The sequence below is a fragment of the Vogesella sp. XCS3 genome (genome assembly GCF_020616155.1).
Lineage (GTDB): Bacteria > Pseudomonadota > Gammaproteobacteria > Burkholderiales > Chromobacteriaceae > Vogesella.
Genome location: NZ_CP085530.1, coordinates 24,770 through 45,654, shown reverse-complemented (window position 1 = coordinate 45,654; position 20,885 = coordinate 24,770). Strand labels below are relative to the sequence as shown.

The following is a 20,885-nucleotide window of genomic DNA, read 5'->3' as shown; positions in this document are numbered from 1 at the left end:
GTACCGCTTAATGCGCAGCCCTTTGTGCTTTTGCGGCTTACAGCTCGTCGTCGCCCTCTCCGACCAGCAGGGGAACCTGCTGCTGCCTTGCGGCCAACCATTGCGCCAACTCGGCCGAACATAGCGGCTTGCTAAAGAAATACCCCTGCAGGATGGCGCAGCCTGCTTGGCGCAGGAAGTTGCCCTGCGCCGCGGTTTCCACCCCTTCGGCAATGACCGTGAAGTGCAGCTTGCGCGCCATGGCGATGATGGCTTCGGTAATGGCTGCGCTATCACCATCGTCTGGCAGGCCTTCGATAAACGAGCGATCCACTTTCAGGTAGTCCAGCGGAAAGCGCTTGAGCGTGGACAGCGACGAGTAACCGGTGCCGAAGTCATCGATAGACAGCTTTACCCCCAGCGCCTTCAACTCGCCCAGTAACGAAATTGCCTCTTGCGGGTTCTGCATCAGCATGGATTCGGTAATTTCCAGCTCCAGGCGCGAGGCGGCCAGGCCGGTTACCGCCAGGACGTCGTTTACCTCGTTCAGCAGGGTTTGCTGCTCGAACTGGCGGGCAGACAAGTTCACCGCCAGACGGGGAACACGCATGCCGGCGTTGTCCCACGCCACCATCTGGTGGCAGGCTTCACGCAGCACCCAGGCGCCAATGGGCTTGATCAGGCCGGTTTCTTCGGCCAGTGGAATGAAACGGCCAGGCGGTATCAGCCCCAGCTGCGGGTGACGCCAGCGAATCAGCGCCTCGACCCCTTCCAGCGACACACCATCACACGATACTTGTGGCTGGTAATGCAGCTCGAACTCTCGGCGTTCCAGCGCCTGGCGCAGGCCGCTTTCCATCAGCAGGCGCTCGAAGGTTTGCGTGTTCATGTCGGCATCAAAGAACTGGTAGGTGTTCTTGCCGGCTTCCTTGGCGCGGTACATGGCCGCGTCAGCGTTCTTCAGCAGCGTGGTGGCGTCTATGCCGTCGTTGGGGTACACGCTAATGCCGATACTGCCGCTGACAAACACCTCGTGCTGCTCTACCCGCATGGGGCGGGCCAGTGCGGCCAACACTTCCTCGGCCATGCGGCCTAGCGCTTCGTGGCTGTCAAAGTCGCTGACCAATAGCGTGAATTCATCGCCCCCCAGCCGCGCCACCAGGCCAAAACGCTGGGCCGATTGGGTAAGCCGGGCGGCGATCTCATGCAGCACCTCATCGCCAGCCTGGTGACCAAACGAGTCGTTAATCAGCTTGAAGCGGTCCAGGTCGATAAACATCAGGGCCAGCGCCGGTATGGCATCGGGCGACTCGATAATGGCGTTGTCGATGGCTTCGATCAGCGCGCTACGGTTGGGCAGGCGGGTGAGCGGGTCGTGGCTGGCCAGAAACTGCAGGCGGTCTTCGGCCTGCTTGCGGCCGGTAATATCGGAAAACACACCCACATAGTGCGTCAGGCCGCCGTGCGTTGCGCGCACCGCGCTGATGGATAGCTCGGCCACGTAAGGGTCACCGCTTTTATGGCGATCGAACATCTCGCCTTTCCAGTGCCCGTCACGCTCCAGCGCCTCGACCAGGGCACGGTTGCGTTCGCGGTTGGCCGTGCGCAGCATGCGCGAAACACGGCCGATGGCCTCGTCCGAACCAAAGCCGGTAATACGGGTAAAGGCCTGGTTCACCATGACGATACGGCCTTCGGCGTCGGTGACCAGAATGCCTTCGGTAGCATTGTCGAACACGGTGGCGGCCAGGCGCAGCTCGGCACTGGCGGCCACGCGGTCGGAAATATCCATCACCACGCCAATAATCGCCTTGCGCCCCTGGTAGTCGAACAGGCGGCTGTGCACTTCGACATCCACCTCTTCGCCATCCTTGCGTAACAGGCGCGTGGTGTAGTGCATGGTCTGGATGCGGTCGGCGATGCGACGGCGTATTTGCGCGCTGATGCGCTGTGCCTCGGCAGGCGATAACACCATCCCGATATGGCGCCCTGCCAGCTCGTCGGCACTGTACTGCACCAGGTCGGCCAGCTTGGGGTTCACGTACACCAGCTCTTCTTCTTGCGTGATGTAAATCCCCACCATGGATTGCTCCACAACGGCGCGGTACTTTTCTACCGCCTCCTGACGCAAGCGCTCTTCCGCCGCGCGCTGGGTAATGTCCACCGAAATGCTACCCACTCCGGAGGGCAGGCCTTCGCTGTCAAACAGGGGAAACACGCTGGACAGCATGCGCAGGCTGTGGCCATCTACCGTGATGTTTTCTTCGAACTGGCGTGATTCAAGGCTGCGCAACACCTGCAAGTCGTGCTCGGCAATCAGCTTGGCCTCTTCGGCAGCAAACATATCGCGCGCAGTACGCCCCTTGAAGTACAGCGGCGACAAGCCAAACAACCGGGCAAAGTTCAGGTTCACCACCAGGTAGCGGCCGTCCAGGTCTTTCAGCGTCATCAGGCTGGTGCTCTGGTTCAGCAAAGACTCAAAGCGTGCCTGCACATCCTGCAGCAAACGTTCGCGGCGGCGGTAGCCATCGCCAAATACCGCGACCATGCCCGCCAGTAAAACCAGCGTCGCCACCAGCAGCCAGCCAACCGGAGTCAAGCCCAGCGGCCACGGCTGGCCCAACAGCAAACCCGGCACAGACAGGGTAAACAACAGCGCCACCCCCACCCCGGCCACCCCGGTAAGCCCGCCACGTAGCGCGGCCAGATAGAGCAGGGGCAAAAACGCCAGCAAGCAGGAGGTAAGACAAGCCTGGCGCTGCAAGGCCCACACCACCCCGCCCGCCAGCATGGTAGCCAGCATCAGCCACAGGGTGTCACGGCGCATGACATCGCTAGGGAAGCTGGCATACGCCAGCGGCAGCACCAGCACCAGCGTCAGCCATGCCAGGGTAAAGTGCTGCAGCAGTAGGGGCCAGCTTGCGGCAGGCATGCCAGGGTAAAGTGCTGCAGCAGTAGGGGCCAGCTTGCGGCAGGCATGACACCCGCCAAGGTGGCCACGAGAAAGGCTGCGGGCAAAACACAACGCAGCTGCAAGCGGAACAGGGAAGATAAAGAAGCCAGCCGGTAATCGGCGGCAGGCAGCACCCGGGACAGCGCCAGCAGCATGCTGGCAAACGATAGCGTCCAGAGCACGGCTTCGGCCAAGGGCATGGTCAAAAGTGCCAGCAGCGCCACCGGGCCGCCCCACCACCACACCACGCCAAAACGCCCCGCCGCAAAGCGCCAGGCCATCATGGCATGGGCGACAAAGGTGGCCATGGGCAACGCCCCCTGCCATTGCTGGGGCCAGAACAGCATGCCTGTTGCAAAAAAAATCAGTGCGACCAGCGCACCTATGGTGTTTTTTTCCACCTCTCCCCTGCCTGTTTTATCGTAACGCCGCCCCGCCCCCGTACAAGCAGGCTGTATTCATTCTGTGGTGAACTTACGGGTGGGACACTGGATTCATGATGAAGGTCGCTGTCTGGCGCAGCTGTAGGCCCAGTGTGGCTCTATAATACCTGCCTCTTTGAGAATGTGTAGCGATATGACCACCACTTTGCGACAGTGGCCCGCAAACGGGCAGAAGACCCTGCTGGCCCTGCCAGCTGGTAGCGCCGACAGCGCCCTGATAGCCGCGCTGCCGGATAGCGGCCAACCTGTACTGATCCTGACCGCCAGCGCACAGGATGCCCAACGCCTAAAGGCAGAGCTGCCCTTCTTCCGCCCGGCGTGGCGTATCGCCCTGCTGCCCGACTGGGAAACCCTGCCCTACGACCATTTTTCACCGCACAGCGACCTGGTCTCCGAGCGGCTGGCCACGCTGTGGCAAATCCGCAATGGTGAATGCGATGTGGTGATTGCGCCGCTCACCACCGCCATCACGCGGCTATCGCCGATGAGCTTTCTGCTGGGCCGCACCTTCTGGCTCAAACTGAAACAGCGCCTGGACGTAGACCGCCTGCGCGCCGACATGGTCACCGCCGGCTACCAGCATGTCTCGCAAGTGGTGGCACCTGGCGAGTTCTCGATACGCGGCGGGCTGGTAGACCTGTTCCCCATGGGCAGCGCGCTGCCCTATCGCATCGACCTGTTCGATGACGAAATCGACAGCCTGAAAACCTTCGACCCCGACACCCAGCGCACGCTGTACCCGGTGCCGGAGATCCGCCTGCTGCCGGCACGCGAGTACCCCACCGACGAAGCCGCCGTCACCGCGTTTCGCCAGCACTACCGCGAAAAAATCGACGGTGACCCGTCCAAGAGCCGTATCTACAAGGATGTGTCCAATAATCTGTGGCCGGCCGGTATCGAGTACTACCTGCCACTGTTCTTCGATAACACCGCCACCCTGTTCGACTACCTGGGCGACACGGCACAGCTGATCCTGCACGGCAATTTAATGGCCGCTGCCGAGGACTTCTGGCGCGACGCGCAAAGCCGACACAATATGGCCGGCGGCAATCCGGAGCGCCCGGTACTGGCCCCGGCCGAGCTATTCCTGCGCCCGGACGAACTGATGGGCGCCATCAAACCCTACGCCCGGCTGGATATGTCCGGCAGCGGCGACTGCGGCTACCTGCCGCTACCCGAGCTGGCAGTAGACCGCCGCGCCGACAACCCGCTCACCCGGCTTGCCGACTTCACCCGCCGCTACAGCGGCCGCGTGCTGATTGCTGCTGAAAGCCTGGGCCGGCGCGAAACCTTGCAGCACTTTCTGCAGGAACACGGCATCAAGGCACAGCCGGTAGACAGCTGGCAGGCCTTTGCCGATAGCAAAGTCGCGCTGGGCCTGATTCACGCGCCGCTGTTTAACGGTTTCGAGCTGCACGACGCCGGTATCGCCATCGTCACCGAGGCCGAGCTGTACCAGCACATCGCCCGCAGCCACGGCAAGCGCCGCAAAACAGCGGCCAACAACGACGCCATGCTGCGCGACCTGGCCGAGGTGAAAGTGGGCGACCCGGTGGTGCACGAAGCGCACGGCATCGGCCGCTATATGGGCCTGGTGTCTATCGACCTGGGCGAAGGCGAAACCGAGATGATGCAGCTGGAGTACGCCGAAGGCGCCACGCTGTACGTGCCGGTAGCGCAGCTGCAGCTGATCAGCCGCTACGCCGGCCACGCCAGCGACAATGTGCAGCTGCACCGCCTGGGCAGCCCGGCCTGGGACAAGGCCAAGAAGAAAGCCGCCGAAAAAGCCCGCGATACCGCCGCCGAGCTGCTGAACCTGTACGCCCAGCGCGCCGCGCGCGAAGGCCACAGCTTTACGCTGAACCACCACGATTACGACGCCTTTGCCGCCGGTTTCGGCTTTGAAGAAACCCCCGACCAGGCCACCGCTATCGAAGCGGTGATCCACGACATGACCAGCGGCCGCCCCATGGACCGCCTGGTGTGCGGCGACGTGGGCTTTGGCAAAACCGAAGTCGCCCTGCGCGCTGCTTTTGTGGCGGTGATGGGTGGCAAGCAGGTGGCGGTGCTGGTGCCCACCACGCTGCTGGCCGAGCAGCATTTCCAGAACTTTAGCGACCGCTTTGCCGACTGGCCGGTACGCATTGCCGAGCTGTCGCGCTTCAAGAGCGCCAAAGAAGTGAAGCAGGCGATGGAAGGGTTGGCCGCGGGCAGCATCGATATCGTCATCGGCACCCATAAATTGGTGCAGCCGGACGTCAGCTTCAAGAACCTGGGGCTGGTGATTATCGATGAGGAACACCGCTTTGGCGTGCGCCAGAAAGAGCAGCTCAAACGCCTGCGCGCCAATGTGGACGTACTCACCCTTACCGCCACGCCGATTCCGCGCACGCTGTCCATGGCGCTGGAAGGCCTGCGCGAGTTCTCGGCTATCACCACCGCGCCGTCGCGCCGGCTGGCGGTCAAAACCTTCGTCAGCCCCATCAACAACGGCATTATCCGCGAAGCCATGCTGCGCGAGTTCAAACGCGGCGGCCAGGTGTTCTTCCTGCACAACGAGGTAGACACCATCGAGAACATGCGCGAAAAGCTGGCCGAGCTGGTGCCGGAGGCGCGCATTGCCGTGGCCCACGGCCAGCTGCGCGAACGCGAGCTGGAACAGGTGATGCGCGACTTCCTGCAGGTACGCTTCAACGTACTGCTGTGCTCCACCATTATCGAAACCGGCATCGACATCCCCAACGCCAACACCATCCTGATCAACCGCGCCGACAAATTCGGCCTGGCCCAGCTGCACCAGCTGCGCGGCCGGGTTGGCCGCAGCCACCACCAGGCCTACGCCTACCTGCTCACCGGCGAAGGCATGACGCGCGACGCGCAGAAGCGGCTGGAAGCCATCCAGGCATCGGAAGAGCTGGGCGCCGGTTTCTACCTGGCCATGCACGACCTGGAAATCCGCGGCGCCGGCGAGGTGCTGGGCGAGGGGCAATCGGGCGAGATGCAGGAAGTGGGCTTCAGCCTGTTTACCGAAATGCTGAAGCAAGCCGTGCGTGACCTCAAAAAGGGCCGCGAGCCGGACCTGGACGCGCCATTGGGCGTGACCACCGAAATCAACCTGCACAGCCCCGCCCTGCTACCGGACGACTACTGCCCCGGCGTACACGAGCGGCTGGTGATCTACAAACGGCTGGCCACTTGCGACAGCGAAGACGACATCGACACCATCCACGAGGAGCTGATCGACCGTTTCGGCCTGCCACCACAAAACGTAAAAACGCTGATCGAAAGCCACCGGCTGAGGTTGGCCGCACGCGAGATGGGTATCCAGAAACTGGACGCCAGCGAAGTGGCCATCCAGCTCACCTTCGTGCCCAACCCGCCCATCGACCCAATGAAGATCATCCAGCTGATCCAGAGCAAGCGTAACTACAAGCTGGCAGGCCAGGACAAGCTGCGCGTGGAAAGCCCGATACCGGATGTGGCGATGCGTATCGTGCGCGTGAAGGAGCTGATGAAAGAGCTGAGCTAAGCCGGCCAATCCAGCCCGCGTGCGTTTTCACGCTGCTAAGTCATTCATTTCACAGCCCTCTACGGGCTGTTTTTTTTGGTATCTACGACACAGGGGTAACAGATCAGGATGGGTAGCAAATAGGCGTGAACTTGACGCATCGCAACATGTCATCTTGTTATAAGCCCAATCAATATCTATAAATTACGGGCGAAACAATGCGGTAATGCTTTAAGAACGCCTTCGCCTACCCGGATATAAGGCACTGCCTGCCAGCCAGGCAAACAAGCGCTGCAGGCCGGTTGCGTGGCTCGACACCCGTCACCCACCCGCAGTACTGCGATCGCCCGGATATGGCTGGCAAACACCGTCGTTGACCTAACAGCACCGCACCAACCCAGACCAACCCACCCCATCGGTTAGAGGTGTTTCATGAAAATTGCTACACGCTTGCAGTTACAAACCCTGGTTGCTGTCGTTGCCTTTGCCACGATTCTGCTGATTGCCTTTGTCCAGCTGGCGAGCATCAAGGAAAAGTCAGCCGTCATCGCGGACGATGTGGTGCCCAGCATCGAGCTGCTCGGTACGGCCAGCCTGAACTTTGTGCAACAGCGCGCCGCCCTGCTCAGCCTGGTGGCATCGGAAGAAGCCGCCACACAGGATGCCATCCTGGCGGCCTATCAAAACTATCGCCAGTTGGTAGACAACAATCTGCAAAGCTACGAAGCCCTGGTAAATGACAGCGCCGACAAACAGCTACTGGAAGAATTCCGTCGTGGCGTTGCCCGCACCAACCAGACCTACGACCAGGTGCTGGCCGCCTTCAAGGCGCGCGACATTGCCAATGCTTCGCAAATACTCAACAACAGCCGCAGCGACTTCCTGCAGGTACGCGATACCGCGCTGAAAGAGATCGAGCACAACAAGCAGGTAGGGCGTGAAGCGCACCAGGCGCTGAATGATGCCGAGCAAAGCGCCATGTTATGGCTCGCCATTACCGCTGGCGTCGCCTTGCTGGCGCTGGTGGTCATTGCGATACGCACCTATCGCCAGATCGTGGGGAGCATCCGTAATGCCGCCAGCGATATTGCAGACATGACCGAACACCTGGACTTGTCTCGCCGCTGCCAGATCCGTCACGACGATGAAATGGGCGGCCTGTTGCGCCACTTCAACCAACTGGCCAGCCGCCTCCACGACAGCATGCAGCGCGTGGCGGTATCGTCCAGCGATGTGGCATCGGCTGCGGCCAACCTGGCCAGTGCTGCCGGGCAGGTCGCGGCAGGCTCGTCGGCGCAAAGCCAGTCAGCCTCTTCCATGGCGGCGGCGCTGGAACAGATTACCGTCAGCATCAACCACGTAGCAGACCGCACCCAGGAAGCCAACACCCTGGCACAGGATACCGGCCACAAGGCCCGCCACGGCGAACAGGTCATAGAAAGCAGCAACGGTACCATCCTCAGCATGGCCGACTCGGTACACGATGTCTCTACCCATATGCAAGCCCTGAACCAACAGACCAATGCCATTCATACGGTTATTAACGTGATACGCGACGTGGCCGACCAGACCAATTTGCTGGCGCTCAATGCTGCTATCGAAGCCGCCCGCGCCGGCGAAATGGGCCGCGGCTTTGCCGTAGTAGCCGACGAGGTACGCAAGCTGGCCGAACGCACCGCCAGCTCTACCACCGAAATTGCCCAGATGATCAACACCATGCAGGGCAAATCTGATGACGCCGCCGCCGGGGTAAGCCGAGCAGTCAGCAGCGTGGAAAGTGGCGTGCAGGAAACCGAACGGGCACGCCTGACCATGCAGGAAATCGCCCAGGCAGCCGACGACAACAAAGGGGTAGTAGGCGAAATTGCCAGCGCCATCCGCGAGCAAGGCGCGGCGGCCAACAGCATTGCGCAACAGGTGGAAACCGTGGCGCAGATGTCGGAAGAAAACGCCAGCGCCGCGCACAGTGTCACCGACCTGGCGCACCACCTGAACGAGCTGGCTTCTACGCTGGATCAGGAAGTGCGTACCTATAAGCTGTAAGGCTCTTGCCCCTTACACACCGCCCGGTAGCTTGCCGGGCTTTTTCATGTCTGCCTTGCTGGCAGCACAGTCAATTTAGCGCTTTACATTATACGTTTTTGTATTTTAATTAAATGACAAAGCGGCCCGTAAAGCTGGCTAAAGGAGAAGACATGAAACAGATCGTCGTGATTGGTGCCGGAACCGGGGGCATGCCCGCCGCGTACGAACTTCAGGAAAAGCTGGGCAAACGCTGCCAGATCACCGTAGTGAATAACAGCGAGCATTTCCAGTTTGTACCATCCAACCCGTGGGTCGCTGTTGGTTGGCGCGAGGCCGAGGAAATCTCTTTCCCTATCCGCCCCTATCTGGAAAAAAAGGGCATCGGCTTCATCGCCAGCCCGGTCAGCCACATCGATGCGGCCAACAGCCAGCTTACGCTGGCCGACGGCCAACAGCTGGGATACGACTATCTGGTTATCACCACCGGCCCGAAACTGGCCTTTGACGAAGTACCCGGCGCCGGGCCGGCAGGGGGCTATACCCAATCCATCTGCACACTGCAACACGCCTTGCACGCCAACGAGGCTTACATGGCCTTTCTGAAGCAGCCGGGTCCCATCATCATCGGTGCCATGCCGGGTGCGTCCTGCTTTGGCCCGGCTTACGAGTTTGCCTTCATCGTCAATACCGACCTGCGACGGCGCAAGCTGCGTCATAAAGTCCCCATCACCTATGTGACAAGCGAGCCTTACATTGGCCACCTGGGCTTAGGCGGTGTGGGCGACTCCAAATCGGTACTGGAGAGTGAGCTGCGCAATAACGATATCAAGTGGGTCTGCAATGCCCGCACCACACAGGTAGATCCGGGCCAGATGCACGTTACCGAGCTGACGGATGACGGCAATGTGCGCAAAGAACACACCTTGCCTTTTGCCTTCAGCATGATGCTGCCGGCCTTCCGTGGCGTCGACCCGGTTGCAGCGGTGGAAGGGCTGTGCAACCCGCGTGGCTTCGTGCTGATCGACGAGTACCAGCGCAGCAAACAGTACCGCAACATTTTTGCTGCCGGCGTCTGTGTGGCCATTCCTCCGGTAGAAGCCACGCCGGTAGCCACCGGCGCGCCGAAAACCGGCTATATGATCGAGACTATGGTCACCGCTATCGTGCACAACATCGAAGCGGAGCTGGATGGCCAGCCGGCGAAGGCCAAGGGAAGCTGGAACGCCATCTGCCTGGCCGATATGGGTGACACCGGTGCTGCCTTTGTGGCGCTGCCTCAGCTACCGCCGCGCAATGTGAACTGGTTCGCCAAGGGCAAATGGGTGCATCTGGCCAAAGCGGCATTCGAGAAATACTTCATGCACAAAATGAAAACCGGCTCTTCCGAACCGGTTTACGAGAAATACGTACTGAAGCTGCTGGGTATCGAACGGCTGGATCACCATGACTGAACGGCTACCGGCCAACGGCCTGCACACGCAGGCCGTCAATGCAGCGAGCTCAATACCTGCTGAAGAGAATTATCGAAATAATGCTGGTAGAAGTCGTCAAGCTGGCCATTCTTGCGCAACAACATGGCTTCCGCATCGATACCGTCACGCAGGGCCGCCAGCCCGGGGCGTAGGCTGATAGGCTGGCTGACCCCTCCCACCAATGGCTTGAGCAAGCGGACTTTGTCGCGCATCGCAGGGGGCAAGCTACTGCCAGCGAGGCCGTCGTCAAACACCACATCTACCCGCCCGCCCAGCAGCATGCGCATGCCGCGCGCCGTGTCGATGACATCCACGCGCTGCCAGTCCTGCTTGCGCTTGAGCGCATCGGGGTAATCGTAAGCGGTAACCCAGCCAACACGCTGCTTGCTGAAGGCATCCAGCCCGCCAAATGCCTGATGCGGGCTGCCGGCGCCGACCCAGGCGCCTAGTACCCAATGCACCAGCGGCTGCCGGGTTTGTATCCACCCTGGCGGGCTATCGGCAGCGCTGGCAAAAGCCAGCATGTCTACCTGCCCCTGACGCGCCAAGCGCAAACAGGCCCCCGCCGACTTGAAGATGTACTTCACGCGCAGTTTATTGGCGTCGGCCACCCGGCTGATCACCTCGGCGGCCAAGCCAACCGCTGGCTGATCTGGTGCACTGTCGATAAATGGTGCCCAAGGCTCTGCACAGACACTGACGACCGGATTAGCAACAGCAGCACCCGATAACAGCATGGTGCCCCCCAGTATCATCGAGGCAAAAAACGTTTTCATATCGTGCTCGCAGCGCAGAGGGTGAGAATAACTCTACTCTCATTATGCGTAACCTCGATAAAAAAACTAAGACAATATCAGCCAAGCAGCCATGCTGCCGCCGCATCGGCATGCAGTCTGGTGGTGTCGTACAGTGGCATGTCGGTGGCGTCCTGCGTCAACAGCATGGCAATCTCGGTACATCCCAGGATGACCGCCTCTGCGCCTGCTGCACGCAAACGCGCCACCATGGCCAGCAAACGCTGACGCGAGGCCTCGTGCAGCTGACCCAGACATAGTTCTTCAAAAATCACGCGGTGCAACTCGGTACGGTCGTCCATATCGGGCACGCACACCTGCAGGCCGGCGCTACACAGGCGGGCACTATAGAAGTCGTCTTCCATGGTAAAACGGGTACCCAGCAAGCCAACACGCGCCACACCCGCCGCCCGCAGCGCCGCGATGGTCGGGTCGGCAATATGCAGTAGCGGAATACCGGCCATGTCCTCTATCGGGGCCGCGACCTTGTGCATGGTATTGGTACAAATCAGCAGCGCACCGGCGCCGGCAGCAGCCAGGCCGCGCCCGGCCTCGCCTAGCAACTGTGCCGCCGCCGCCCAGTCGGCACGACGCTGCATGTCGGCAATGGGTGCAAAATCGACGCTATGCAGTAGCAAACGGGCCGAATGCAGGCCTCCGCGCACGTCTCGCACATGGCGGTTGATCTGCGCGTAATAGTGCGCGGTGGATTCCCAGCTCATGCCGCCCAGCAAACCCAGTATCTTTTGCGTCATTTACAGTACCTTTGCCAATGTCAGTTCATCCCACAATAACCAGGCAGCCGTTGCCGCCATCAGCCCCGCCATCACGCCATTAAACAGCCTGCGCGCACGCGGCTGGCCCAAGTAGCTGCGCAGCGCTTCGCCCAGCGCAGCCCACAGGCAGATGCAGGGAAAGTTGATCAGCGCGCACAGCGCCGCCAAGGCCAGCGCCTGCGGCCAACCTGCCGCCGCCGGCAGAAACAGCAGGCTGGTATTCACCACCATCACCCAGGCCTTGGGGTTTACCCACTGAAACGCCGCAGCGCCCAGAAAGCTCATCGGCGTGACCGCCTCTTTGGCTTCTGGCGCACCCGCCAGCCATACCTGCCACGATAGCCAGAACAGATAGCCGCAGCCGGTCAGGCTTAACAGCAGGCGCCAGTCGTTCAGCAGCGTCATCACCCAGCCTAGCAGCAGAGCCACTATCAGCACCTGCACGCCATGGCCGATGCTGATCCCCAGCAGGTGCGGCACGCTGCGGCGAAAACCGAAATTGACACCCGATGCGGCCAACATCAGGTTGTTGGGGCCAGGCGTGATGGACATCAGCGAGACATAACTCAGTAGTGGCAAGGTCAGCATGGCAGCTCCCTGTAGTGTGTGTAGCCCTATCGTAGAGAAAGCCGCTTGCCGGTTACAGAACCAAGAATTTATCATTGTCACGGTGACAGTTTGCTTCCACACACCACTGTCACCCTGTATTTTCCACCCTACTGTCACGCCCGCGAGCCCGCTATGGAAAACGCTACCCTGTATCAGCAACTGGCCGACGATCTGTCCAGCGCCATCAACCGCGGCACCCTGCCCCCCGGCTCGCGCTTGCCGTCGGTACGCAAGACCGCGCACAGCCGCCAGTTGTCGCTGAATACCGTGGTGGCCGCTTACCGCGTGCTGGAAGACCGGGGGCTGGTGGAAGCGCGGCCGCAGTCCGGCTATTACGTGAAAGCACGGCTGGCCTCGCCGGCGCGCGCCGCACTGCGCGAAGCCGGGCCGGCGCAGGGTACCGATGGCGCAGTGCTGGACCTGATCGGTGCGGCGCTGCAGGCGCAGCAAACGCCGGGCTATATCGACATGGCGCTGGCCTGCCCGCGCGGCGGCGACTTCTACCCGGCCGGCAAGCTAGCCAGGCTGATGGGCCAGGTGCTGCGTAAAAACCCCGGGCTGGTGAGCAACTACGCGCTGCCACCCGGCTCGGAGCGGCTACGAACCCAGATCGCGCGGCGCGGGCTGGAGCTGGGCATGGCGCTGCAGGCCGATAACATCATCCTGACCCACGGCGCCATGGAAGCGCTACAGCTGGCACTGCGCGCGGTATGCCGCCACGGCGACACCGTGGGTATCGAATCCCCCACCTATTTCAACCTGCTGCCACTGTTTGCCAGCCTGGGGCTTAAAGCGGTCGAGATCCCGACCGACCCGCAACACGGCCTGTCGCTGGATGCGCTGGAAATGCTGCTGGCCGAAAAACGGCTGCAGGCGGTGGTGGCGATGCCCAATGTGCACAACCCGCTGGGCTGCAGCATGTCCACCGACAACAAGAAAAGGTTGGCCGCACTGGTCAACCGCTACCAGGTACCGCTGATCGAGGACGCGCTATACGCCGAGCTGCAGTTTGGCGACGCACTGCAGCCGGCAGTGAAAGCCTACGACCAGGATGGCTGGGTGATCGTGTGTGCCAGCTACACCAAGACGCTGGCGCCGGACTTTCGCGTGGGCTGGCTGGAAGGCGGGCGTTTTGCTGCCCAGATCAAGAAGCTGAAATTTGCCAGCTCGATTGCCGAGCCGCTGGTACTGTGCGAGACCCTGGGCGCGTTTCTGGAATCGGGCGGCTACGACCACCATCTGCGCTCGCTGAAGCGCCGCTATACGCTGCACATCGACAAGGTTCGCGCGCTGATTGCCGCCCATTTTCCGCCCGGTACCCGCGCCACGCACCCCAGCGGCGGCTTTCTTATCTGGGTGGAGCTACCGGATGGCTACGACACCGTCCGCCTGTTTGACCTAGCCATACACGAGCGCATCAGTATTTCGCCTGGCCCGCTGTACTCACCCAGTGGCCGCTACCGCAACGCGCTACGGCTGTCATGCTGCCAGCCGCTGGACGAGCGCTTCATCAGTGCCTTGCGCACCGTGGGCGAGCTGGCGGCACAGTGCAAGGTAGGAACGCCCCCCCAGCAATAAAATTGCATGGCATAATGCAAATATTATGCACAAGGGGTATCCATTGCGTTATCAAGGCACCATCACACACTGGCTGGATGAAAAAGGCTACGGCTTCATTACGCGCGAAGATAACGGCGACAGGGTTTTCTTCCACATCAGCGATTGCCCCCGCGGTGCCATACGGCCACAGACAGGCTGGGTCGTGTCGTTCGAGCTCACGGCAGCGCAAAACGGCAAATCTGCGGCCAACCATGTCTACAGCGAAAAATTCCTGCCTAAAGCCCCCGCAAAACCGGTAACGATACGCCCGGTACGCCCCGCTCACACCAGCAAACGGCGGCGACGCGGCCAACTATTGAACACCCTGCTCATCCTGCTGGCGGTAGCTGCTATCGGCTATGGCATAAAGGAATACTACCGTGCCCGCCAGCTGCTGACGCAGGCACACAGCACGCCGGCACCGCTTGGCAGCCTGCCTGCGGAACCATTGGCTCCTGGCGGTACGCACTTTCAGTGCGACCAGCGCATTTATTGCTCGCAAATGACCTCCCGCAACGAGGCGCTGTATTTTCTGGCGCACTGCCCCGGGGTAAAAATGGATGGCGATGGAGATGGCGAACCGTGCGAGCAGCAATTCGGGCATTAAGCAGCTAAAGTGGCAGTGCGCAGCCTGGCTCGCGGCATACAAACCACTCGCCAGATTGCATGAAAATGGCCGCACCGCACCTGCATTGCGGGCCAGCACGGCCAAGTATCTGGCGAACCGCCTAACCAGCAGGTTTGCCGGCGTGCTGGCTCATCAGCTCGGTAACGTCTTGCGTGGCATTGCGCGTACGCTCGGCCAGCTTGCGTACCTCATCGGCCACCACGGCAAAGCCGCGCCCGGCCTCGCCAGCCCGCGCAGCCTCGATGGCGGCATTCAGCGCCAGCAGATTGGTCTGGTCCGCCACCGACTGGATCGTACCGACAATGGTGCCGATACGCTGCAGACTTTGTTCCAGCTGCTGGCGCTGCAAACTTTCCTCGCTTAATGCCGCCGAGCGCTTCTCGGCATCGATGTCGATCAGCGCACCGACCACCCGCAAAGGTGTGCCGTCGGCATTGCGCTGGGTTTCACCACGCGCGCGGAACCAGCGGTAGCTGCCATCCTTGTGCTGCAGCCGGTATTCCACGTCATAGCCGGTCTGGCCGCTGCGGTCGCCCAGGTGTGCCGCAAAAGATGCCAGCGTCCGCTCTTTGTCCTCGGGGTGCAGGCGGCTGGCCCAGCTGTTCAGCACATTGGGGAAGTCGGTTTCGTCGCGAAAGCCTAGCAGCTCGCGAAACTGCTGCGACCACCAAAAGGCATTGTCCGGATTCAGCGGGTTGTCAGTGGTGACCTCCATATCCCACAGCCCCTCGGCCAGCATACGGCAACCTAGCTCGAATCTGGCCATACTGCGTGCCAGCGCTGCCTGCTGCTGCTTATGCTCGTGAATATCCACCAGCGAGCCGGCTACGCGTAATGGCACACCTTGGGTGTCTCGCAAGGTGGCACCGCGCGCACGAAACCAGCGATAGCTGCCATCGCGGTGTTGCAGGCGGTATTCGATATCGTAAGGCGTGCGCCCGCTGCGGTCGCCCAAGTGGGCCGCAAAGGCATTGAGAGTGCGGTCCTTGTCTTCCGGGTGCAAGCGGCTGGACCAGCTACCCAGCACATCGGGGAAATCACGCTCGTCGCGAAAACCCAGCAAGGCGCGAAACTGCCCCGACCACCAGAAAACATTATTGGGGTTAAGCGCATCGCCAGCTTCTACGCTCATGTCCCACAAACCTTCGGAGGCCGCCTGGCTCACCAGGGCAAACCGCCCCTGCACCAGATCCAGTGTTTGCTGCACCTGCAGCAGCTGTGCCTGCTGCGCTGCAAGCTGATCAGCCAGGATACGGCTGCGGTCTGCCTCTTGCTGGGCGGTACCGTGCAGGTGCAGCCACAATTGCTGCAGCTTGCCGCCCAGGCTCTGCCAGCGGCTGTTGCCCTGTAGCTGCCAGTCCGCCACCTGCCCGCCCAGCGCTGCCTCTGCCGCGCTTTCCAGCTGCGCTATCAGTCTATTGCTGAACCACATCATGAGCCCCAGAAGGTTTGACATGATTTGAGCATAGTGCAGCGCAATATGGCGGCCATCCGTATAACTACGCTTAAGGCTTGTTTTCAATAAAATTTAATAAAAGTAGAGACAAGCCATGCCACAGTAAAACGATCAGGCCATCACACAATTGCGGCCGGCCGCCTTGGCTCGATACAACGCCATGTCGGCCTGCTGGATCAGGCTATCCAGCGTCAGCTCGGGCATCATGGTGGCACAGCCTATGCTTACACTCAGCGAAGGCGCGTTCTCCCACGGCAAGGTAATTTGTGCGACCAGGCTGCGAATGCGCTGCGCCATGACAATGGCACCCGACAAGTTGGTAGCAGGCAGCAACAGCAGGAACTCTTCCCCGCCCCAACGCGCCACACAGTCGCCCTGACGCGCGCAAGCTTGCAAGGTAGCAGACAACAGGCACAACGCCTCGTCGCCACAGCTGTGGCCGAAACGGTCATTCAGCGCCTTGAAATAATCGACATCGCATAGCAGGACGCTAAATGGCTGGTCGCGGTGCAAGAAGGCATTGCGGGCAAGCTCCAGCTGCATCTGCGCCTCGCGGCGGTTAGCCAGCTGGGTAAGCGTGTCGGTAATGGACAGGCGGCGGTTTTCTTCCACCATGCAATGCAGATCGTGCACATCGCGAAAAGTAACGATATGCCAGGATGGCAAGACCTCGGCCTTGATCTGTGCGGCGACGATAAACCAGCGCCGCTCGCCACTCTTGCAACGCACCATGGCACTGGTCTCGGCAACATTTTCACCCCGCGCCAGGCTGTCTTCTACGGCCTCTTGCCACTCGCGAATAACCTGTTGCCGGTAAACAGGGTCGGGATACGCCAGCTGGAACCAGCTGAGCATATCGGGCATTTCCTCGGCGGTGTAGCCGATCTGCTGCAAGAAGGCCTTGTTGATGAACAGATGGTTACGTTTGCCCTCCAGAGCTGGGTCCGAGGTAGAAACCAGCGCCGGGATGGGTATCACATCCAGGCTATGAAACAGCACCTTTTCGATGTCGTAAGGTGCCAAAACTTGCTGCCCCGTCGACATGTTTCTCCCCTGTCAGGCCACAGTGCGCGCTAGCGCCTGCCTCGTGTGATGATGTTCTTATGATATCCGGGCGTGTCGCTACGCCCCTTTATAAAGATTTATACTGCTAATTAAGCAAGGGTGAAATAGTGACATCACATCTTCTTTTATTTCGATACATACAGCGCATATTAAACACATAACTTATAAAGCGTTATATGTAAAACACCCCGCACATCTTCCGAGGAAGTGATTTATGCGGGGTATTATTCCGATTAACTGCGCATTGTCAGCATAATATGCTCACACACAGCTCGGGCAAATATAGCCATTAGCCGCCCAGATAACGCGCCTGTAAATGCGCGCGGAAATGCGCAGGGTTCAGGCTTTCACCGGTGGCACGGCGTACCAGCTCCGGCGTGCTCCACAAACTGGCCTGCTGCCAGATATTGGCCTGTAGCCAGTCAAATACCGGTGCCAGGTCGCCAGCAGCAATACGGCTATCCAGATCCGGGTATTGCTGGCGGATGGTGGCAAAGTACTGCGCTGCATACATGGCACCCAGCGTGTAGCTAGGGAAGTAGCCAAAGCTGCCATCGGTCCAGTGAATATCCTGCAGGCAGCCATTCTGGTAATTGCCGCGGGTATCCACGCCCAGATAGGCCATCATTTTTTCATCCCACAGCGCCGGAATATCTTCGGCCTCGATCTCGCCTTCGATCAGCGCACGCTCGATCTCGAAGCGCAGAATCACGTGCGCCGGATAGGTCAGCTCGTCGGCATCGACACGGATATAGCCTGGGCGGACACGGCTGTACAGCAGGCCCAGGTTGGCCGCATCGAAAGCCGGTTGCTCGCCCAGGTGCTTTTTCACCAGCGGCGCAATCAGCTGCAAGAAGGCCGGGTTACGGCCCAGCTGCATTTCAAACGACAGGCTCTGGCTTTCGTGTATGCCCATGGAGCGGGCGTGGCCTACGGGCAGATGCGCCAGCTCGCGCGGCAAGCCTTGCTCGTAACGGGCGTGGCCCGTTTCGTGCACGATGCCCATCAGGCTTTGCACGAAATCGTCGTCCCGGTAACGGGTGGTAATGCGCACGTCTTCGGCGACGCCACCGCAGAACGGGTGCACCGATACGTCGAGGCGGCCTGCGTCAAAGTCGAAGCCCAGCACCCCCATCACCTCGATACCCAGCGCGCGCTGCGCTTCGATGGCAAACGGGCCCTGCGCTTGCAGTACCTGTTCGCCCGCCTGCTTTTGCATGGTGTCGCGGATCAGGCCTGGCAGCCAGCTTTTCACGTCGTCGAAAATGCGCTGCACTTCGGCGCTGTTCATGCCTGGCTCGTACAGGTTCATCAGGGCGTCGTAGCGCGATACGCCGGTGGCGTCGGACAGGTATTGCGCTTCCTCGCGCGACAGCTTGACCACCTCGCGGAAGTTCTGCAGAAAGCCTTGCCAGTCGTTGGCTTTGCGCTGGCTACGCCAGGCGTGCTCGCAGCGGCTGCCGGCCAGGCTTTTGGCCTCGACCAGGCTGGCGGGCAACAGGTTGGCATTTTGCCACTCGCGGCGCATCTCGCGCAGGCTGGCTTGCTGTACCGGCGTCAGTGCTTCGCTGTTGGCCGCATCGAACAGGCCGCGCAAGGCCGGGTCGGTCAGCGTGTGGTGCATCAGCACCTGCAGCTCTGCCATGGCTGCCGCGCGGGCATCGTTACCTTTGGATGGCATCATGGCAGCCTGATCCCAGCCGGCGATAGCGGCCAGGTGCTGGTAGCGGTACAGGCGGGTAAAGGCGGTTTCCAGCTGCGGGTAAGCGGAGTGGGTCATGGCAGGCACCTTGGATAAACAAGGCTCTGATGATGCCTGCAGCCGCGCAGTGCGGCAATTGTCTGTTCGGACGGGCTCAGGCCGGGCGCGGTGCGGCGCGTACGCCGGCGTCGGGAAACGATATCCAGTAGTAGAAAAATTCGCGCGCAATAATCAGGAAGGTATCACGCGCCTGGCTGTCGCCCAGGTGCAGCAGCATGGCATCAATGGCGGTACGAAAGCTATCCGGGTGGTGCGGGTGGCCATGCAGCAGGTAGAGCAGCGGGCGAATCAGCTCGCCGCGCTCGGCCAGCATGCTTTCATCCGAGCCCAGCTCGTACAGCTGGCCCAGATAAATATCCAGCGAGGGCGGGTACTGGGTAAAGCCGTCGCTCTGCATACGCTGCTGCAGGCTTTCAAAACTGCCGTGCGCCGGCAGCCGGATATGGTGGGTGGTAAAGCCGTCACGGGCGTTCAGCGCGGCCAGCTTTTTGACGTCATCCAGCCAGAAATAATAGTACTCGCGCGCTGCGGTCATGGCGCCGGCGCGGTCGCCCGGCGGGCATAGCGACAGCAAGGCGTCCACGGCGGCGCGGTAGATATCCGTACCGCCGCGCTGGCTGCGTAAAATCTGGTTCAGCCTAGCCAGAATGCGGCGGCGATAAGCGATGACCTCGGCATCGGCACCTTTGCTGTCCAAGAGACGCAGGTAGGCGTCCAGTGCGTCGTCCATCTTGTCCTGAGGCATGGTCTTGCTTCCTTACAACAGCTCGGGGGCGGGCACCCCTGCACTACGCGCAGCACCCAGTATGGCTGCCCATTCATTATCTGACATCTCTACACCGTGTACGGCGGCGTCTGCTGCGCGCTGGCGCTCCGGCTGGCCGGCCAGCATCAGCGGCGCTTGCCCGGCCGGGGCTGGCGAGCTGCGGATATAGGCGGCCATGGCATCGTATTCCTCACGTAACCAGCTTACGTCGGCGACGGCTTCCGGGTCGATGATGACGGCGGTCAGGTTGTTCATGATGCCGCCCAGGCGGGCATTGCCCGGCTGCAGGGTGCCCCCGCCCGACAGCAGGCCGGCCAGAAACTCGATAGCCGCCACCAGGCCACCGCCCTTGTGCGCCGCGATGGGGCGCAGCGCTCCGGTAGGCTGCTCGTGCATGGCCGCAGGGTTGGCCGTAGGCTGGCCGGCTGCGTCCAGCATGACTTCTTCGTCAAACGTCTTACCCGCCAGATAGGCGACCCGCGTCTTGCCGTAGGCCACCATGCTGGTGGCGAAATCCAGAATGAACGGTGGCTCGCGCTCGCCTGCCGGAAACGCCACGCACAAGGGGTTGGTACCAAAGCGCGCGGCAGAGCCGCCAAACGGGGCCACCAGCGGCTGCGGAAAGTCGGTGACGTTGACAAAGAACAAACCCACCTTGCCCGCGGCCGCCACCTGCTCGCCATAGCTGCCAATGCGGCCCATATGGTGGCTGTTGCGCACGGTCAGCAGCACGATGCCGGTCTGCGCCACACGCTCGATGGCAGCGTCCACCGCTTCGCGCACCACGCGCTGGCCGTAACCGCGCTCGCCGTCAAACTGCAGGATGGCGCCGCTATCGTTCAGCAGCCAGGCCGGCTCGCCCGGCTGCAAGGTGCCGTTGCGCACACTTTCCACATAAAACGGCAACATGCCCACGCCGTGGCTGGGGTGGCCTTTCAGGTTGGCCTCCACCAGGTGTTGCGCCACCACGGCGGCTTCTTCATTGCTAGAACCCAGGGCCAGCAAAGTGGCGTGGGCCAGACGGTACAGGGTGTGTTCGGTCAGCAGCAT

Annotated in this window: 15 protein-coding genes; 5 read left to right on the top strand and 10 right to left on the bottom strand. The window is 61.2% G+C overall.

What is annotated here, in order from left to right; translation table 11 throughout:
- Positions 1-37: 37 nt before the first annotated feature.
- Together LCH97_RS00230 and LCH97_RS00225 are read right to left on the bottom strand one after the other, a co-directional pair.
- Positions 38-2,911: an EAL domain-containing protein gene (locus LCH97_RS00230; RefSeq protein ID WP_227302844.1), complete on the bottom strand. Its 2,874-nt coding sequence runs from the start codon at positions 2,909-2,911 to the stop codon at positions 38-40.
- Positions 2,857-3,279 carry a hypothetical protein gene (locus LCH97_RS00225; protein ID WP_227302843.1) on the bottom strand — a complete coding sequence of 141 codons (423 nt, stop codon included), beginning with the start codon at positions 3,277-3,279 and terminating at the stop codon, positions 2,857-2,859. The genes LCH97_RS00230 and LCH97_RS00225 overlap by 55 nt, the downstream gene beginning before the upstream one ends.
- Positions 3,280-3,508: 229 nt before the next feature.
- Here LCH97_RS00225 and mfd point away from each other — a divergent pair, with 229 nt between their 5' ends.
- From mfd to LCH97_RS00210, 3 genes are all read left to right on the top strand, one after another.
- Positions 3,509-6,904, top strand: coding sequence for a transcription-repair coupling factor (mfd, locus tag LCH97_RS00220; protein WP_227302842.1), 3,396 nt, complete (start codon positions 3,509-3,511; stop codon positions 6,902-6,904).
- A gap of 411 nt (positions 6,905-7,315) precedes the next feature.
- Positions 7,316-8,926 carry a methyl-accepting chemotaxis protein gene (locus LCH97_RS00215; RefSeq protein WP_227302841.1) on the top strand — a complete coding sequence of 537 codons (1,611 nt, stop codon included), beginning with the start codon at positions 7,316-7,318 and terminating at the stop codon, positions 8,924-8,926.
- A 152-nt stretch (positions 8,927-9,078) separates the two neighbouring features.
- The gene (locus LCH97_RS00210) at positions 9,079-10,359 is read left to right on the top strand and encodes an NAD(P)/FAD-dependent oxidoreductase (RefSeq protein WP_227302840.1); all 1,281 of its coding nucleotides are present in this window, start codon (positions 9,079-9,081) and stop codon (positions 10,357-10,359) included.
- Between the two features lie 35 nt (positions 10,360-10,394).
- Here LCH97_RS00210 and LCH97_RS00205 read toward each other — a convergent pair whose 3' ends face one another.
- From LCH97_RS00205 to LCH97_RS00195, 3 genes are all read right to left on the bottom strand, one after another.
- Positions 10,395-11,156 (bottom strand): ABC transporter substrate-binding protein, encoded by a 762-nt coding sequence (locus LCH97_RS00205; RefSeq protein ID WP_227302839.1) that lies wholly within the window; start codon positions 11,154-11,156, stop codon positions 10,395-10,397.
- 77 nt (positions 11,157-11,233) lie between these two features.
- A complete protein-coding gene (locus LCH97_RS00200; RefSeq protein ID WP_227302838.1) occupies positions 11,234-11,929 on the bottom strand; it encodes an aspartate/glutamate racemase family protein in 696 nt (231 codons plus the stop codon).
- Positions 11,930-12,538: a LysE family translocator gene (locus LCH97_RS00195; RefSeq protein ID WP_227302837.1), complete on the bottom strand. Its 609-nt coding sequence runs from the start codon at positions 12,536-12,538 to the stop codon at positions 11,930-11,932.
- Between the two features lie 153 nt (positions 12,539-12,691).
- Here LCH97_RS00195 and LCH97_RS00190 point away from each other — a divergent pair, with 153 nt between their 5' ends.
- Together LCH97_RS00190 and LCH97_RS00185 are read left to right on the top strand one after the other, a co-directional pair.
- Positions 12,692-14,137, top strand: coding sequence for a PLP-dependent aminotransferase family protein (locus LCH97_RS00190; RefSeq protein ID WP_227302836.1), 1,446 nt, complete (start codon positions 12,692-12,694; stop codon positions 14,135-14,137).
- A 43-nt stretch (positions 14,138-14,180) separates the two neighbouring features.
- Positions 14,181-14,765, top strand: coding sequence for a cold shock domain-containing protein (locus LCH97_RS00185; protein WP_227302835.1), 585 nt, complete (start codon positions 14,181-14,183; stop codon positions 14,763-14,765).
- A gap of 121 nt (positions 14,766-14,886) precedes the next feature.
- Here the strand turns inward: LCH97_RS00185 and LCH97_RS18760 are convergent, their stop codons facing one another.
- From LCH97_RS18760 to LCH97_RS00155, 5 genes are all read right to left on the bottom strand, one after another.
- On the bottom strand, positions 14,887-16,242 hold the full coding sequence (locus tag LCH97_RS18760) for a PAS domain-containing protein (protein WP_304956719.1): 1,356 nt from the start codon (positions 16,240-16,242) through the stop codon (positions 14,887-14,889).
- Between the two features lie 111 nt (positions 16,243-16,353).
- Positions 16,354-17,286, bottom strand: coding sequence for a sensor domain-containing diguanylate cyclase (locus LCH97_RS00170; protein WP_227302834.1), 933 nt, complete (start codon positions 17,284-17,286; stop codon positions 16,354-16,356).
- 310 nt (positions 17,287-17,596) lie between these two features.
- On the bottom strand, positions 17,597-19,087 hold the full coding sequence (locus LCH97_RS00165; RefSeq protein ID WP_227302833.1) for a carboxypeptidase M32: 1,491 nt from the start codon (positions 19,085-19,087) through the stop codon (positions 17,597-17,599).
- A gap of 76 nt (positions 19,088-19,163) precedes the next feature.
- Positions 19,164-19,814, bottom strand: a complete 651-nt coding sequence (locus LCH97_RS00160; RefSeq protein ID WP_227302832.1) for a hypothetical protein — start codon at positions 19,812-19,814, stop codon at positions 19,164-19,166.
- Between the two features lie 12 nt (positions 19,815-19,826).
- The gene (locus LCH97_RS00155) at positions 19,827-20,885 is read right to left on the bottom strand and encodes a malate/lactate/ureidoglycolate dehydrogenase (protein ID WP_227302831.1); all 1,059 of its coding nucleotides are present in this window, start codon (positions 20,883-20,885) and stop codon (positions 19,827-19,829) included.